Origin of the sequence: Psychrobacter sp. DM8, assembly GCF_051307025.1 — a bacterium.
Taxonomy (GTDB): Bacteria; Pseudomonadota; Gammaproteobacteria; order Pseudomonadales; family Moraxellaceae; genus Psychrobacter.
Map to the genome: position 1 here is coordinate 2,506,560 of NZ_CP195538.1, position 16,779 is coordinate 2,523,338.

Sequence of the window (16,779 nt, forward strand, 5' to 3'; positions counted from 1 at the left end):
ATAACTATAAATCTAGTCTTTTTTGCTAAGTCATAACTAGAGGTTATTAGCGGTGAACGAATAGCGCGTAGCGTCCAAGACTATTTAGCAGTACGTACGTCGTCTAACGTACATACTGCTTGTTTGACTGTTTTTATTCGCTCTTTTCTTCTATTAACGCCTTGATACTATCTTCGCTTCTTGCATCGCTCTTTGCTGGCGCTTTGCTGTTGCTATTATTGACAGGTGCCGCGGTAGTATTACTGGCAGGCGGCGGCTTAGGCGTCGGTACGACAGGAGGCTTTTTAGGTGCAGTAATCACATCAGCTGGTGCAGGCTTGGTACTATTCTGCTCAGCTTTTGGTTTATTATTGCTTGCACCTTCGGTCTCAACAGTGCGCTCCTCATCTACTGACAGGGTAGAATCGGTATTCTCCACTTCACGAATACTCTGGGTAGGGCTACTATTACTTGGCTCTTGATTGATCGACGCATTGCTCGAGTCTGTGTTGTTTTGAGCAGGTGCCTGCTCGCGCTGAGGCGGCGGCACTTCACGTTTTGTACGTTTTAATTTAACGGAGCGGGCGCGCTTAGTACTTAGATCTTTAATAGGGCCTGGACGCTCATAATTATCGATAATACTGACATAGCGATTGATCTCTTCAGGTATCACGCGAACATTGGCAGGCAATTTAAAGTCGATCAGTTTAGCCGCACCTGCCGCTTCTTGCGGGCTACTCATCAGTCCATAAGTGAGCATGTAGCGCAGTTGATCATCTTCGTCGCGATAGCGAAAGTAGGAGAATTTGTCGCGATCTTTGCGGCCTTCTAAATAACTGACAATCACGTCATTTTCAACGACATTCATCACCTGCACCGTCCACTTACCCTTGTTAGAGAGTAAGTAACGCTTGTCCTTGAATTCAGCAGGATAACTACGTAAGTCTCGTACAGTGGCATCAAAACTGATTGGTTGCACATCAGTATCAAGCTCATGCAAAGCCTCGATAGCTAGTGGCTGTTCAAGTTCAGTACTCAAAGATTGCGGCGCAGAAATGGGCGCATTCTCAATTTTGCTTGCCATAGATGGCGTCTGGCTAAACATCCAAATCAAAGCCGTAATAACGCCTAGTATCAGCGTCATCAGTAACCACATCAGTGCCTGACGGCGATATGACTGAGCAGGAGGCGTTGTTGAGCGTGGTGCTACCATGAATAAATCCTTGGCAAAAATAAGAATGAGCAAACGGATAAAACGTAGAGACCTCTATTCGTTTGCGTTATCCCTATTTTACACCATTATGTGCTAAAGATTTGAAAATTATAGGTTTTGAAAGTTATGAGCTTTGAGAACATAAGGTATAACAGTTAGTGTATCAATGAGTTAGTCAGTGTATCAATAAGTTAGGCTAAGCGTGCTTGGACAATACCTCTACAAGTAGCGGCGCCTCAAACTTATCTGTAACGACCGCCTCGCCTAAAGATTTGAGCAGAATAAGGCGAATCTGACCTTGTTTGACCTTTTTGTCATGTCCCATAAGATCCAATGCCGTTTGCGGATCAATTGGAGGCGGCGTAGTTGGCAGATTAGCGCTCGCTAAAACTCGCTCTACTCGCGCCAGATCCTCAGCATTTAACCAGCCCATCTTTTGTGATAGCTGAGCTGCCTGCATCATGCCTGCTGCGACTGCCTCACCATGTAACCAATTACCATAACCCTCGTGTGTTTCGATCACATGACCAAAGGTGTGACCAAAATTAAGCAGCGCGCGTACGCCAGATTCTCGCTCATCTTGCGCGACGACATCAGCTTTGTACTCGCAGCAGCGCTGTACTGCCTGCCCCAATATCTCTAGATCAAGCGCTATCATTGCCGCCATGTTGTCCTCAAGCCAAGTCAAAAAATCGGCGTCCATAATCAGCGCGTATTTGATGACCTCAGCCAGTCCAGCGGATAGCTCACGTGGCGGTAAAGTAATCAGGGTACTCATATCAGCAAGCACCATTTGCGGCTGCCAAAAAGCGCCGATCATGTTTTTGCCTTGTGGATGATTGATACCCGTTTTGCCGCCTACACTTGAGTCCACTTGTGACAGTAGCGTTGTTGGAATCTGAATAAAATTAACGCCGCGCATAAAGCTTGCGGCAGCAAACCCTGTCATGTCCCCTACCACGCCGCCGCCAAGCGCAATGAGTGTCACATCACGGTTAAAATGCTCGATCATAAGCGCATCGTAGATCTGATTAATACTGGTCTGATTTTTGTACTGCTCGCCATCTGGTAGGATGCATACTTTGACTGTAAAACTCTTTTCAAGCGCTGATTGCAAAGGCTGTAAGTACAAAGGGGCAACGGTATCGTTAGTGACGATCAATACTTGCTGACCACTAATAAAGGGGACAATTTGCTCACTCATACTAAGCTTGCGAGCATCTTTAGTAATGACAATCGGATAATCATGGCTTTGCGTCTTAACCATTAAACCGTTAGCAGATATTGGCGCTGTCATAGAAGATTCCTAAATGATAGAGGGGTGACAAGTTAAGATAGTTATAGTCAATCAGCAGAGCGTTTTGTTTGAGTATCTACGTCACGATCATCGCTACCGATTACTGCTGTCGTTATGTTTTGTTCGGTGCAAAAGCGCTCGAGTTGCTCAAGCAATTGAGTGACCATATGCCGCGGATAAGTATGACCCGTTGGCATGATGATATGCGCCACTTGCCGATACAAGGGATCTCGAATCTCATATAAGTTTTGTAGTATCTTTCGAGGATTAGGCTGCTGGAGTAGCGGTCTAGATTTGTCACGCGCGGTACGGGCGACCTGCACCTCAACAGGGGCGTTGAGATAAACCACAATGCCGCGCTCACGCAAAAACTCACGGTTGCTCGCAGCCATAACTGCCCCGCCACCCGTTGCCAGTACGATCTGCTCTCTTTGCGTCAGCTCATCTATAGCGCGTGTTTCACGCTCACGAAACCCCGCTTCACCCTCTTTAGCAAATATCCAAGCAATATCAGCGCCAGTCTGCGATTCTATGTACCAGTCGCTATCTACAAAAGAGCGGCCCAATTGCCTAGCGAGCAGGCGGCCTATGGTCGTTTTTCCTGAGCCCATCGGTCCGACTAAAAACACCGACGGTAATTGCTCTATCATCATACTTACTCAGCCAAATACTCTATCATACAACGTCGTCGATATTCTGGCTAGTCACGTATTCACTTTTGCCTATAACGCTCAAATCTATGCCATAAAAAAGCAAGCACTAAGGCTTGCTTTTATCGGACTATCCGATCTTAGTTTAGACGACTAATACCATCATTGATCAGTTTTGGGGTGATAAAGATCAGCAGCTCTTCTTTGTCGTTACTGCGGACATCGCGGCGAAAGGCGCGACCAATGTACGGCAAGTCACCCAAGAAAGGCACTTTATCAACGCCGTTGTTCGTACGGTTTCTAAATACGCCGCCCAAGACAATGGTTTGCCCATCTTCGACAATGACATTAGTGGATATGAGGTCCTCTGAGATGGCGACCTGATTGTTGATAATCGTTGGCGTACCATTCGTAATCAATAGTTGTAGACCAATTTTGCCATCTGGAGTGATATTCGGTGTGGCCTCCAAACTAAGCGCCGCCTCTCTAAAGCTAGTCGTCGTCGCCCCACTAGCAGAAGCCTCTTGATAAGGAATTTGCGTACCTGATGAGACTTTTGCCGTTTGTTTATCTGCTGTCAAAATCTTGGGCGTTGAGATGACTTCACCGCGGTTATCAGCTTGTAGCGCTGAGAGCTCCAGGTCGAGCATGACATCAGAGAGCCCAAGTAAACCAAAAGCGATACTACCAGCAGGATTAGCAACCCCAAGATCAACGTTTAGATTATCAGGGCGACTGATATCGTATGAGGGATAAGACACCGTTTGACCATTCACTGTTGTGGTTTCTATGTCGAAGTCTTTTAGGTCTGCAAGTGTCTGATTACTACCACCGACAAGCAGGCTGCGGTTATTGGCCGCGCCATTAGACAAAATACCCCAGCGCACACCAATCTCTTTACTAAAGCTATCGGTTGCACTCACAATACGTGCCTCGATCATGACTTGGCGTACAGGAATGTCAATTTTGCTAATGAGTTCGCGAATGTTCTCGATGCTATCTGCGACGTCTTTTACGATCAAAGTATTGGTACGCTCATCAATAGTGACTGTGCCGCGCGCCGAGAGTAGCGTGCTGTTGTCTTCAAAACGGTTAGCCGTACCGATGTTATTGTTAATCGTCCCGCCGATATTATTGTTACCTGTTGAGCCGCTCCCTTGGGAGATCAGATTAAACACGTCTTGCGCTCTAGCGTAGCTTAGACGAATGTATTCGGTACGTAGCGGCGCGTATGCCTCTACCGCCTGCTGTGCTGCCAGCTCACGCGCTTCTTGTTCAGCAAGTTCAGTGGATGGCGCGACCAAAATGACGTTACCATTCTCACGCTTACCAAGATTTTTACTCTTTAGAATAATATCTAGCGCTTGATCCCAAGGTACGTTAATAAGGCGTAAGGTAATATTGCCGGCGACAGAATCACTGGCGACAATATTCATATCGGTGAACTGCGCCAAGATATCTAAAACGCTACGAACCTCAACGTCTTGGAACTCCATTGATAAGGCTTCACCTGTATAGACTCTCTCCTCCAAAGTCGGCTCTCGCAGCATCTCAGGCTCTTTAACACTAATATTAAGCTGATTGCCTGATTGATAAGCCTGATACTCGTAATCGCCACTCATATTGATGGTGATAACGCCGTTTTGACCTTGGTTTTTGGTATCGACACTACTGACAAGTCCGCTATTGATGTTTAGGCGGCGCAGCAAGTTACGCGGTACCGTACTACCCGTCAGACGAACTACAAGCTGGCTGCCTTGACGCTGCACATCTACTGGAATGGCTTCGTTTGCAAGCGCAATACTGATATCACCGCCCTTGCCCTTTGCAGAGAAATTCAGTGCGGTCAGTCCATCATAGCTATATTGCTGACTGACTTGGCTACTAGCAAGCCTTGGGTCTAATAAGGGATTGACTCGTACGACCATTGTATTGGCAGGGGCTTGTTCGGTCACTGTTACAGGGCGACTGACCACTGCAGCGGCAGGTACCGTTGTCGTCTCGATAATAGGCGTGACGATTGGGGTTGTTGTGATTGCCGTATTGCCATTTAACACATCTTGAATAGGGTCATTAGTGATGACAGTAGGCGCACGTACAATAGTAGGTGTGGTCACTACAGTGGGAGTACTCACTATGGTAGGTGTACGCACCACGGTAGGTGTACGCACCACGGTAGGTGTACGTACAACAGTAGGCGCGGATACGACAGCGCGAGTAGGATCAGTGATAGTCAGGAGTAAGTCATTACCTTCGATCGCAGTCGTGTACTCTCCAGCTTGTCTAAGCCCCACAATCAAGCGCGTCGTGCTGTCGTTATTTAAGGTGGTGACTTCATTGATCATGCCAATGTTATAGGTGCTGGCGCGATTATTGAGCCCATTTTGCACTTGCTCAAAGTCCAAAACCAGCCGGCTTGGATCCTCCAACTGATAAGCAGCTGGCAACTGCGGCGTTTGGGAGAACCCTAAACGCATTTGGGTAGTGGCGGGTGCTGTCTGCACCACAGAGACCGTGTTGATGCGTTGTTCGGCATAGGCGCTAGCACTGATAGTGATCATACTTATCGCCAGTGCCGAGACGGCAAAGGGTGAAGATACGCGTTTACTCATTGTTGTTACCTGATCATGGCGTACGGTCATTGCTTATTCCTCAAAAGATCTGCCGACTTAACTTATAGGAGAGACCAGCGACTGGGGTCTTTCGATAAACCCGGCGCGGCTGTCTGGCACAATTTCAATCAAATTAATTTGGGTCGGTGTAATCTCAACGATACGTCCATCATTTAGCCCAATATAATCGCCAACCTTTACGCTAGCCACTGAGCCATCAGGGCGCTGCACCAAGGCATACTGCTGACCTTCAGGTGAGATGAGCATACCGCGAAAGATCAGTTGCGCCAGCTCATATTGCTCAAGCGGCTCTTTTATACGATTAAGATCAGGACGTATGCCGTTCGTTACGCTACTGGTGCCTTGAGCATTGACCAAACTTGGCGGCAAAAAGGGGCTACGTAAGGTATTTGCGCTATAAACAAAATCTTCAACCAGCTCAGTTTGCGGCGGCGGCTCGATAGGCTGCGCAGGCTGATTACGTATGTCTACCATAGCCTGCTCTGCCATACCGATACGATCACTACAGCCACTAAGCCATAATGCCAAGACACTGATCAAAACGATGGGTAGTTTCTTTGTCATCAGTTGCCTCCTGTACTAGCAGCGAGAGTATCCGTTGCCTCTGTAGTCCCAGCAGCAGCCGGTTCACCTGTGACCTCTACGTCTGGTTTTGCCTCTTTTGAGCGATAGGTCTTGGTTTGTAGCACCATATTAAGCTCAGGCAAAACCTCTAAGGTAGGCTGCGGGTTACTAATCTCAAAATCGTGCATAGTGATGATACGCGGTAGAGCCGCCAAACCACTGATAAAGCTGCCAAACTGATGATACTCGCCTAAAGCTGCAATGCGTATAGGCTGCTCGATAAAGAACTCGTTTTCGATTTCAGGTTCAACGGAGATATCTTGGAAGCGTATGTTGCTGCCGACCCCTGTCATGTTAATACCCTCAACCAGCTCTGATACGCGCGTATCCTTTGGCAATTGATCGAGCAAAGTATTGAACTCCGTTTCCATCTGTATGACCTGCGCTTGATAAGCTTCTAAGTGGCGCGCGCGCGATTGTTTTTCGCGGTAACTCTCAAGCAATACTTGCTGCTCACTCTCAGCCGCTCTTATATCGTCAATTTTGCTGCTAATGGGCAATGCCCAAGACAAAGCGGCAATAAAAGCAATAATAAATCCTATAACCGTAAGCTTGACAGGTAGCGGCCAGCTGCCATAATTATCAGCATCTAATGACTGAAAACTGCGGCGAAACTCGTTAAAATCAAAAGGTTTTTTGGCGCGGCGTTTGCTACGTATCGGCGTCTTTTTAGCGCCAAACGGACGCTTTTTTAGATCGAGTCTCATAAGGTGCCCTCCGCTACAGCAGCGTCATCTAAGATAGCAGTATCCGACTGTACTTTAGTCGTCACTACAAATTGTACGTAGCTGTCCTCAGGGTAGACAGGACGCGGCGCATCCCCTATCGTGGCCGGCTCATTGAGTGTGGGCGGTGCTTCATACGCGCTGATATTTTGCTGAATATTGCTAACAGCAGAGTTACCCATCCACTCGCTGCTATCGAGATTGCGAATCAGGCTAGATACCACGTTTGGATTGTCAGCAAGACCCGTCAGCGTCAATATATCGCCTTCACGTTTAAAGTTGTTGAGATAAAGGGCGGGCGGTATAGCTTTGGCAATATCATCCCATAAACGTACAGGAACAGGACGGCGACCCTGCAAATCTTGAATGACTTGCATACGAGAGATAATATCCTCACGGCGCTGCTCTAAACCGTCGATCTCTACCAAAACGGCATCAAGGCGAGCGTTTTCTTGCTCAATAAGCGCATTAGCGTCGCGCTGCTCTTCTAACTCATTGTTAAAATAGCTCCATGATGCAAATGCCGCTAGTAGTGCCAGCAAAGTCACGGCAACGACTAAAGTAATAAATTCCTTGTTACGACGTTCACGTTCTTCTGCGCGCCAAGGCAATAGGTTAATACGAGCCATTAGTCAAAGCTCCTAAGCGCCAAGCCACATGCACCCATGAGACTAGGCGCATCAATCGCTAGCTGCTCGCTGTCTATATAGGGGTCAATGGTCATATTGATAAAGGGGTTGGCAACACTGACGCTTACGCCAAGCTTTTGTTGCACCATACCAGCTAAGCCTGAGATGGCACTACTACCGCCTGCTAGCACAATGTGATCGATACTATTGTACTGACTTGACGAGAAGTAAAATTGTAATGAGCGCGTGATTTGCTGAATAGCGCTTTCTAAGAACGGCGTCAGCACTTCAGGATAATAATCATCAGGTAGAGTGCGTTCACGCTTGCTCAAGGTTGCCTCTTCAAAGGTAAGACCGTAGCGGTTTTGAATCGCCTCAGTAAGCTGCGCGCCGCCAAAGAGTTGCTCGCGGCTATAAACAAACTCGCCATCTTTTGCAATATACAAAGTCGTCTGATTGTGCCCAATATCAACCAAAGCTACAAGCTCAGGTAAATTGGCTAAATTGTCGACCATGAGATCAAAAGCGCGCTCGATAGCGTGGGTTTCGATATCCATGATTTTGGTTTGCAAGCCGCCAAAGGTTAGCGCATCGACGCGCTGATCGACGTTCTCTGAACGTGAGGCGGCGAGCAGTACTTGTACCATTTCATCACTAATAAGAGAGGGGCCTTGTACTTCAAAGTCTAAATTGACGTCCTCTAACGGATAAGGAATGTACTGATCAGCATCAAGGCGAATTTGTGCTTCTCGTTCCACATCAGTTAGGTTTTTATCCATATCGATGATTTTGGTAATGACCGCAGATCCTGAGACTGACGTTGCCGCATTGCTACCTGCAACCTGACAGCGCCTTGCCAAACTAGCAATGGTATCTCCGACTATTTCGGTATCTACAATGAGTTTATCAACGACCACACCTGAGGCTAGGCTTTCAATTCCATAAGACTTTAGATGATATACGCCCTGCACACGTCGTATATCCACAAGCTTTACTGAAGTTGCACAGACGTCCACTCCAATTAAATGCTGACTCTTAGAAGAAAATAACCTCACAAACGCTATACCTTGTATGAAGTGTACGACTTTATAATGAATTGTAATGATTCAGTACAATACTTTACTTAACAGACATATTCAAGCACTTAGAAAAGATATTGCACATTTAGTATGACCTGCGCATTTGGTTCAAGGTATAATAAAACATCTGTTGCAAATTTGAATTAAAAAGTCTGATTATGACCCAAAAAAATGCTACCGTTCATCTCTTACGCTTCTTAGTTGGGCTCTTTATTGCCTTTTTGGCATTGGTTGTCATCTTGGCATTGGCAGTGCCGATTGGTTTTTATGGCATGGCGATGTACCTATCCCCAACCCTACCTAGCATTCAAGAAATCAAAACGGCAAGTTTAGAGATGCCGCTGCAAATCTATAGTCGTGATGACAAACTCATCGGCCAGTACGGCAATCGTATGTCACTGCCTGTGACTTATGACGAGATTCCACAGAATTTAACGCGGGCGTTTTTGGCAGCAGAGGATGCTTCATTTTTTCAGCATAGCGGTATTAGTATCAAAGGTCTTGGTCGCGCGGTCACCGAAGTCGTCACCGATGATGACACTCAAACGGGCGGCTCAACCATTACTATGCAGGTTGCCAAAAATTACTTTTTGAGCCCAGAGCGTACCCTTAATCGTAAGCTAACTGAGCTGTTTTTGGCTCGTAAAATGGAAGATGAGCTGAGTAAAAATGAGATTTTGACACTCTATGTCAATAAGATTTATCTAGGTGAAGGCGCTTATGGTATCCGCGCTGCTGCTCGAAAATACTACAGTAAATCGTTAGAGAACTTGACGGTTGCTGAAATGGCGATGCTGGCAGGCCTACCAAAAGCACCTTCGAAGTATAATCCTGTTGCCAATCCAGATCGTGCTTTGACGCGCCGTAATTGGATTATTGGACGCATGCATGATCTAGGTTACATCGATCAAGCACAGCATGATGAAGCCATCAACTCGCCTATTGGACTCAAACTTTATCAAGAAAAACTTGATGTCAATATGCCGTATTTGGCAGAGATGGCGCGATATGCTTTAGTCAACCGCTATGGTGAAGAGGTTGTCAATGGCGGCTGGCGCGTACGATTAACGATTGATAGTGACGCACAAGCTGCTGCAGAAGCTGCAGTTATCAAAGGTCTTGTTGCTTATGAGCACAGACACGGCTGGCGCGGCGCCGAAGCTAATGGCGAGTCGTTAGAGAACTTTCGACGTTATAGCAGTATGTCCCCAGCCAAAGTCACCAAGGTCAATTCGCGTAGCTTTGAGGCCACTATTCCTTCAGGTGAGAGCGTCACTGTCAATTGGTCTGGTATGAGCTGGGCGCGCAAATATATATCCGCTGATCGCGTTGGCTACTATCCTAATAATGCCAGTCAGGTTGTGAGTGAAGAGGACATCGTTCGGGTAATACCGACTGAGAATGGCAATTGGCAATTGGCACAAATCCCTGAAGTACAAGGCAGCTTAGTCTCGCTAGACCCTGAGACAGGAGCGCTCAATGCGTTGGTCGGTGGTTTTGATTTTAATCACAGCAAATTTAATCGTGCGCTACAAGGATGGCGTCAGCCCGGCTCTACTATTAAGCCTCTTGTCTACACCACAGCACTACAAAAAGGCTATCGTCCTGATAGCATTGTCTCAGACCGTCCTATTCAAGCCGGTGACTGGAAACCCAAAAACTCTGACGAGCGCTTCTTAGGTGATATTACCTTACGCCGCGGCTTGTATTTGTCGCGCAACTTAGTTTCTATTCGCTTGCTACAAGCGATAGGTATCTCAGATACTCGCGACCTGCTTGATCAATTTGGTTTGGATAAAGAAAAACTACCGACAACCTTGTCACTAGCACTAGGTACAGGACAAGCAACGCCTCTGCAAATGGCAACGGCCTACGCCACCTTTGCCAATGGTGGTCACCGCGTTCAGCCCTATTTTATTGAGCAAATTTACAATTATGATAATAAGCTTTTGTTTCAAGCGAATCCGCAACAAGCGTGTGCTTTATGCTTTAACGAGCTGCTCGATGAGCGCAATGAAGCCCTGATTGAAGCCTTTAACACGCCTGTTGATGACGACACCACCGATGCACAGAGCACTGATGAGCAAACGGACGATGCTGAGGGCGATAGTGGAACAGATGCTGAAGAAGAGGCACTGATAGCGGCCCAAAATGAAGCACTTATCTATGATGCAACGCCTAAAGCCGATCGCCTAGATGCGCCTGTTGTACAATATGTTATGGCTACGCAGGCGCCTAGAATCTTAAAGCCGCAAGTGGCTTTTGAGATGGCAGATATCCTACGTGATGTCGTTCAACGCGGTACTGCTGTTCGAGCCCGTGCTCTAGGTCGTGATGATATCGGCGGCAAGACAGGGACAACAAATGAGGCCAAAGACGCCTGGTTTGCAGGTTTTCATCCTACCAATGCAACCGTTGTTTGGATGGGCTTTGATCAGCCTGCGACGATGGGTCGCCGTGAGTACGGCGGCGTAGCAGCCCTGCCCGTCTGGATGGACTTTATGAAAGCCCAGCTCAAAGATACCCCCAAACAATGGGTGTCTATCAATAACCGCGCTAAATCAAAACGTCAGCAACAAAAAGTGATAGAGATGACTGATGGCGGCATAGTCTTAGAGGAAGACGCTGACGATATAGCAAAGGACACTGCTAGAGCAAAACCTGTCAAACCCAGTGTACAACCAAGGCAGCCTTTAGAGCCTGAACCTGTAGAAGAGGATGCTGCTACGACACAATCAACAAATAACAGTCGTAGCGCTATTCAAAATACACCGCTGGCACCAACGCCTGCTGAACGTATGCCGCCGATGCCAGAATAGAGTCCTAAGCTACCAAAAAAGGCTTATCGATTGATTATCGATAAGCCTTTTTTATGGCTATGCTAAATCTATATGACGGCTCTACTCTTATCACTGCTTATTCTATTAAAACTCTACCATGCCAGCACGTAGTTGCTCGATAAGCTCTAAGAACTGCTGACGCCATTCACGAATAGTGCTCTCATCAGGTAGCCATTGATTCGATAAGGTCACCACATTAACGATCAAATCTTTTGGCGCTGCATTAACAGCCATTGAAGTATCTGCCAAAGATTCAGGCGGAACGGCATAAAGACAACGCTGATACGCGCGCTCGATATTAGCCAAAAAGCCTTTTTCGCGTAACTGCTTTAAGCGTAGGATTTCTGGAGAAACCTGTGTGCGCGTATCCAAAGCTTCTTCAATATCAGTCAATGTAGGCGCACTCTCTTGCAGCCCGTAAAATTGACTGAGCTCTTGTAAAAAAGCTAAAAAAGTCCCGTATAGATGAAAGATAGCGGTTTCACAATGCGCCTGATACAGCTGTTTGTCGTTACTACTGCCCGCAGCTTGACAAGCTAGGCGGCAAAAATACAGCTTTTGATTAGTGCGATCTGCTTGATATTTAGCAACGCGGCCTTTGTCTGCCATACGTATATTATCCTTGTTTAAGTTCTAAGTGATGGGCGCTGATTTAGTGTACTATTTTTTAAAATAAATTTCTTATAAAACCGTTTAAGAACACTGTCTTTGAGCGCATTCAACAGGTACAAAAAAGCCAGCAAAAATGCTGGCTTCTTTTATACGACAAACAATTAAGACTGGCTGTCTTGATTAAGCTCTTGGGCAAAGGCTTCATCAAAGCTTGTAAAGTCTTTGTTATCACTACCAGCAGGCATATCAAACGCTGCACTCATGTCTTTATCAAGCAGCTTTTGATCCGCTTTTTCTTTACGGGCTTTGTGATAAGCAAGGCCCGTACCAGCAGGAATCAAGCGACCGACAACGACGTTCTCTTTAAGACCGCGCAACTCATCAACTTTGCCTGTAACGGCAGCAGCAGTTAATACGCGAGTGGTCTCTTGGAAAGACGCCGCTGAGATAAAGCTCTCTGTTGCCAGACTCGCTTTAGTGATACCAAGCAACTGACGCTCATACTGTACTGGGAATTTATCTTCAGCTTCCAATTTAGCATTGAGTGCTTTGATATCCGCATACTCCGCTTGATCGCCTTTGAAGTGACCTGAGTCGCCAGCATCAGTAATCTCAACTTTACGCAGCATTTGGCGAATAATAACCTCAATGTGCTTATCGTTGATTTTTACCCCTTGCAAGCGGTAAACGTCTTGTACTTCGTTAACGATATAATCAGCAAGCGCGGTTTGACCTTTTAGGCGCAAGATGTCATGCGGGTTTTGCGGGCCATCAGCGATAACCTCACCGCGTGCTACCGTCTCATTTTCAAAGACGTTGATTTGGCGCCATTTCGGGATTAGCTCTTCATGAACCTCACCGTCTTCATTGGTAATGATAAAGCGGTTTTTGCCTTTGGTCTCTTTACCGAAGCTGACGACACCCGTCATCTCGGCCATAATCGCATGATCTTTGGGGCGACGGGCTTCAAATAGATCGGCGACGCGTGGTAGACCACCAGTAATATCTTTGGTACCTGACGAGGCTTGTGGTACGCGGCCTAAGATAGAACCTGCTGCGACCTCTTCACCATCACTGACACGAATGATCGTTTCAGCGGGCAAGAAGTAAACCACTTCTTTACCTTCATCAGTATTCAAGATAATCGCTGGACGCAAGTCTTTGGCGTTACTTGAACGGTCACGAGTCGCTAGAATCTCAAACGAGCTCATACCAGTAGCATCATCAACTTTGACCGTTGCTGTCATACCGTCAGTGATATCACTAAAGCGCGCTTTACCCGCAAACTCTGTGATAATAGGATGCGTGTGCGGATCCCACTTCGCGATAGTCTGACCGCCTTCGACCTGCTCACCGTTTTTGACCAGCACGCTTGAACCATAAGGCACTTTGTAACGCTCACGCTCACGGCCTAGCTCATCAGTCAAAGCAATCTCAGCGGATCGAGAGACAATAACTAAGTGACCATCAGTGTGCTCAACAGTCTTCATGTTCTCAAAATGCGCTTGACCTGCGTTGCGAACTGAGATGCTGTTATCAACAGAGGCCGAACTCGCAGCCCCGCCCACGTGGAACGTACGCATCGTTAACTGAGTACCCGGCTCACCGATAGACTGCGCTGCCATGACACCAACGGACTCACCGATATTAACTTTATGACCACGAGCAAGGTCGCGACCATAGCACTGCGAACAAACACCATGCTCGACATCACAAGTGATGACTGAGCGTACCCAGATGTCATCGATGGCGTTCTCGTCTAAAACATTGACCCAATGCTCATCGATCAGGGTACCTGTTGGTACCAAGATTTTTGACTCATCATTGTTATAAGTCACATCACGAGCCGTTACTCGGCCTAGTACTAAATCACCGAGCTTTTCGATGATCTCGCCGCCTTGGATATGCGGGGTCATCAACAGGCCTTGCTCAGTTCCACAGTCTTCAGTCGTAATGACCAAATCTTGTGCCACATCGACTAGGCGACGCGTTAGATAACCTGAGTTAGCCGTTTTCAGTGCGGTATCGGCAAGACCCTTACGCGCACCGTGAGTTGAAATAAAGTACTGTAGTACCGTCAAACCTTCACGGAAGTTCGCTTTAATCGGTGTTTCGATAATCGAGCCATCCGGTTTTGCCATCAAGCCACGCATACCTGCAAGCTGACGAATCTGCGCGGCACTACCACGAGCGCCCGAATCTGACATGATGAAGATAGAGTTAAAGGATTTTTGCTCTTCCTCTTCCCCTTGTGCATTAATTACCTTGTCCGTTGCCAAATTATCCATCATCGCTTTAGCGACCTTGTCATTGGTACGTGACCAGATATCGACAACTTTGTTGTAACGCTCACCTGCAGTCACAAAACCTTGCTCAAACTGATCTTCGATCTCGCGTACTTCAGCTTCTGCCGTCTCGATGATTTGTTTTTTGCTTGGCGGAATGACCATATCGTCAATACCGATTGATACGCCAGATAACGTTGCTTGTGCAAATCCAAGATACATCAATTGATCGGCGAACATAACGCTATCTTTGACGCCCATAGTACGGTAGCAAGAGTTAATCAAACGCGAGATGTTTTTCTTAGTCATCTCTTGGTTACACTCTTCAAACGCCATACCTTTGGGCATGATGTTCCAGATCAATAAACGACCGGCAACGGTATCTTTGATGCTAGTTGCGTCCGTATGATTGCCATCAGCGTCAATAATAGTTTCAGTGACGCGAACTTTGATTTTGGCATTGACATGCAAATCATTTGAGCCGATAGCGCGCAGTGCTTCGTTGACCGAAGCAAAAACCATGCTCTCGCCTTTGACATTCACTGATGAGCGGCTAATGTAGTACAGCCCCAAGACCACATCTTGCGAGGGTACGATAATCGGATCACCGTTTGCTGGCGATAAGATGTTGTTCGTTGACATCATAAGAGCGCGTGATTCAAGCTGCGCCTCTAGCGTCAAGGGTACGTGTACCGCCATTTGGTCGCCGTCAAAGTCAGCGTTGAACGCCGTACAGACGAGCGGATGCAATTGAATCGCTTTACCTTCGATCAATACTGGCTCAAAGGCCTGCAAGCCCAAACGGTGAAGCGTTGGCGCACGGTTCAATAGTACCGGATGCTCACGGATAACCATCGCTAGCATATCCCACACTTGCGGCTCTTCACGCTCGACCATCTTTTTGGCCGCTTTAATCGTCGTGGCTAAGCCATGAGATAACAGCTTGTTATAAGTAAAGGGCTTAAATAGCTCAAGAGCCATTTTTTTGGGCAGACCGCACTGATGCAAGCGTAGCGTAGGGCCGACCACGATGACCGAACGACCAGAGTAATCAACACGCTTACCGAGTAAGTTCTGGCGGAAACGACCTTGCTTACCTTTGATCATATCAGCCAAAGATTTCAATGGACGCTTGTTACTGCCGGTAATTGCACGACCACGGCGACCGTTATCAAGCAAGGCATCGACGGACTCTTGTAGCATACGCTTTTCGTTACGTACGATAATGTCAGGGGCGCTTAGCTCAAGTAGACGCTTTAGACGGTTGTTACGGTTAATCACGCGGCGATAGAGATCATTAAGATCTGAGGTTGCAAAACGGCCGCCTTCTAGTGGTACTAGCGGGCGCAAATCTGGTGGTAGCACTGGCAAGATATTCATCACCATCCACTCAGGCTTATTATTAGAATCACGGAAGGCTTCTAATAATTTAAGACGCTTAGACATCTTTTTAAGCTTGGTCTCAGAACCCGTTTGCGGAATCGCTTCGCGCAGCTCGTCAATCTCGATATCAAGATCAATGTCTTTTAATAGATCTTGAACCGCTTCTGCGCCCATCTTAGCCGTAAACTCATCACCGAACTCTTCTAGCGCGCGATAGTAGTCCTCATCATCGAGCAGCTGATACTTCTCAAGAGAAGTCAGACCTGGCTCAGTGACGATATAGCTCTCAAAATATAATACGCGCTCGATATCACGCAGCGTCATATCAAGAAGCAAACCAATACGGCTTGGTAAGGATTTTAAAAACCAAATGTGCGCAACAGGGCTGGCTAGGTCAATATGACCCATACGGTCGCGGCGCACTTTGGCAGTAGTGACTTCTACGCCACATTTTTCGCAGATAACGCCTTGGAACTTACGGCGCTTGTACTTACCACACAGGCATTCAAAGTCTTTTACAGGGCCAAAAATTTTGGCACAAAACAGACCATCACGCTCAGGCTTAAAGGTACGATAGTTAATAGTTTCTGGTTTTTTGACTTCGCCGTGTGACCACGACTTAATGACGTCAGGCGACGCCAAGGTAATCTGAATACTATCAAATTCACGGTTACCGCCCGCAGTTGGGCTTTGCATGATATCGAGTAAATCTTTCAAGTTGCTTCTCCGTTATCTTTATAATCATCTGGCCGCGTTTTATAACATCAGGTTATATAGCGCATCCAAGAGACTGAAGGCAATGAATAGGGTTGAGATAAGGTGTCAAAAGC

Annotated in this window: 11 protein-coding genes; 1 reads left to right on the forward strand and 10 read right to left on the reverse strand. The window is 47.0% G+C overall.

Annotation, left to right across the window (positions count from 1 at the left end):
* Positions 1-133: 133 nt before the first annotated feature.
* From ACR64J_RS10745 to ACR64J_RS10780, 8 genes are all read right to left on the reverse strand, one after another.
* Entirely contained in the window at positions 134-1,192 is a 1,059-nt protein-coding gene (locus ACR64J_RS10745) for a hypothetical protein (RefSeq protein ID WP_435949683.1), read from the reverse strand.
* Positions 1,193-1,388: 196 nt separating this feature from the next.
* Positions 1,389-2,489: a 3-dehydroquinate synthase gene (gene aroB / locus ACR64J_RS10750; RefSeq protein ID WP_435949685.1), complete on the reverse strand. Its 1,101-nt coding sequence runs from the start codon at positions 2,487-2,489 to the stop codon at positions 1,389-1,391.
* Positions 2,490-2,536: 47 nt separating this feature from the next.
* A complete protein-coding gene (aroK, locus tag ACR64J_RS10755) occupies positions 2,537-3,139 on the reverse strand; it encodes a shikimate kinase AroK (RefSeq protein ID WP_435951069.1) in 603 nt (200 codons plus the stop codon).
* A gap of 140 nt (positions 3,140-3,279) precedes the next feature.
* The gene (pilQ, locus tag ACR64J_RS10760; RefSeq protein WP_435949686.1) at positions 3,280-5,781 is read right to left on the reverse strand and encodes a type IV pilus secretin PilQ; all 2,502 of its coding nucleotides are present in this window, start codon (positions 5,779-5,781) and stop codon (positions 3,280-3,282) included.
* Between the two features lie 27 nt (positions 5,782-5,808).
* A complete protein-coding gene (locus tag ACR64J_RS10765) occupies positions 5,809-6,336 on the reverse strand; it encodes a pilus assembly protein PilP (protein WP_317199251.1) in 528 nt (175 codons plus the stop codon).
* On the reverse strand, positions 6,336-7,103 hold the full coding sequence (locus ACR64J_RS10770) for a type 4a pilus biogenesis protein PilO (protein ID WP_317199252.1): 768 nt from the start codon (positions 7,101-7,103) through the stop codon (positions 6,336-6,338). Before ACR64J_RS10770 ends, ACR64J_RS10765 begins: the two co-directional genes overlap by 1 nt.
* A complete protein-coding gene (locus ACR64J_RS10775) occupies positions 7,100-7,750 on the reverse strand; it encodes a PilN domain-containing protein (protein ID WP_435949687.1) in 651 nt (216 codons plus the stop codon). The genes ACR64J_RS10770 and ACR64J_RS10775 overlap by 4 nt, the downstream gene beginning before the upstream one ends.
* The gene (locus ACR64J_RS10780) at positions 7,750-8,805 is read right to left on the reverse strand and encodes a pilus assembly protein PilM (protein ID WP_435949688.1); all 1,056 of its coding nucleotides are present in this window, start codon (positions 8,803-8,805) and stop codon (positions 7,750-7,752) included. The genes ACR64J_RS10775 and ACR64J_RS10780 overlap by 1 nt, the downstream gene beginning before the upstream one ends.
* Before the next feature lie 182 nt (positions 8,806-8,987).
* On the opposite strand from ACR64J_RS10780, the gene ACR64J_RS10785 reads away from it, so the two are divergent.
* On the forward strand, positions 8,988-11,648 hold the full coding sequence (locus tag ACR64J_RS10785) for a penicillin-binding protein 1A (protein ID WP_435949689.1): 2,661 nt from the start codon (positions 8,988-8,990) through the stop codon (positions 11,646-11,648).
* Positions 11,649-11,753: 105 nt separating this feature from the next.
* Here ACR64J_RS10785 and ACR64J_RS10790 read toward each other — a convergent pair whose 3' ends face one another.
* Both ACR64J_RS10790 and rpoC read right to left on the reverse strand, forming a co-directional pair.
* Positions 11,754-12,278 carry a DUF6586 family protein gene (locus tag ACR64J_RS10790; protein ID WP_317199256.1) on the reverse strand — a complete coding sequence of 175 codons (525 nt, stop codon included), beginning with the start codon at positions 12,276-12,278 and terminating at the stop codon, positions 11,754-11,756.
* Positions 12,279-12,442: 164 nt separating this feature from the next.
* On the reverse strand, positions 12,443-16,666 hold the full coding sequence (gene rpoC / locus ACR64J_RS10795; protein WP_435949690.1) for a DNA-directed RNA polymerase subunit beta': 4,224 nt from the start codon (positions 16,664-16,666) through the stop codon (positions 12,443-12,445).
* Between the last annotated feature and the right edge of the window lie 113 nt (positions 16,667-16,779).

Excerpts from the sequence above, each read along its gene's own strand:
- ACR64J_RS10745 (WP_435949683.1), bottom strand. The coding sequence starts at position 1,192 with ATGGTAGCACCACGCTCAACAACGCCTCCTGCTCAGTCATATCGCCGT.
- aroB (WP_435949685.1), bottom strand. The coding sequence starts at position 2,489 with ATGACAGCGCCAATATCTGCTAACGGTTTAATGGTTAAGACGCAAAGC.
- ACR64J_RS10790 (WP_317199256.1), bottom strand. The coding sequence starts at position 12,278 with ATGGCAGACAAAGGCCGCGTTGCTAAATATCAAGCAGATCGCACTAAT.
- ACR64J_RS10785 (WP_435949689.1), top strand. The coding sequence starts at position 8,988 with ATGACCCAAAAAAATGCTACCGTTCATCTCTTACGCTTCTTAGTTGGG.
- ACR64J_RS10775 (WP_435949687.1), bottom strand. The coding sequence starts at position 7,750 with ATGGCTCGTATTAACCTATTGCCTTGGCGCGCAGAAGAACGTGAACGT.
- pilQ (WP_435949686.1), bottom strand. The coding sequence starts at position 5,781 with ATGACCGTACGCCATGATCAGGTAACAACAATGAGTAAACGCGTATCT.
- ACR64J_RS10770 (WP_317199252.1), bottom strand. The coding sequence starts at position 7,103 with ATGAGACTCGATCTAAAAAAGCGTCCGTTTGGCGCTAAAAAGACGCCG.
- aroK (WP_435951069.1), bottom strand. The coding sequence starts at position 3,139 with ATGATAGAGCAATTACCGTCGGTGTTTTTAGTCGGACCGATGGGCTCA.
- ACR64J_RS10765 (WP_317199251.1), bottom strand. The coding sequence starts at position 6,336 with ATGACAAAGAAACTACCCATCGTTTTGATCAGTGTCTTGGCATTATGG.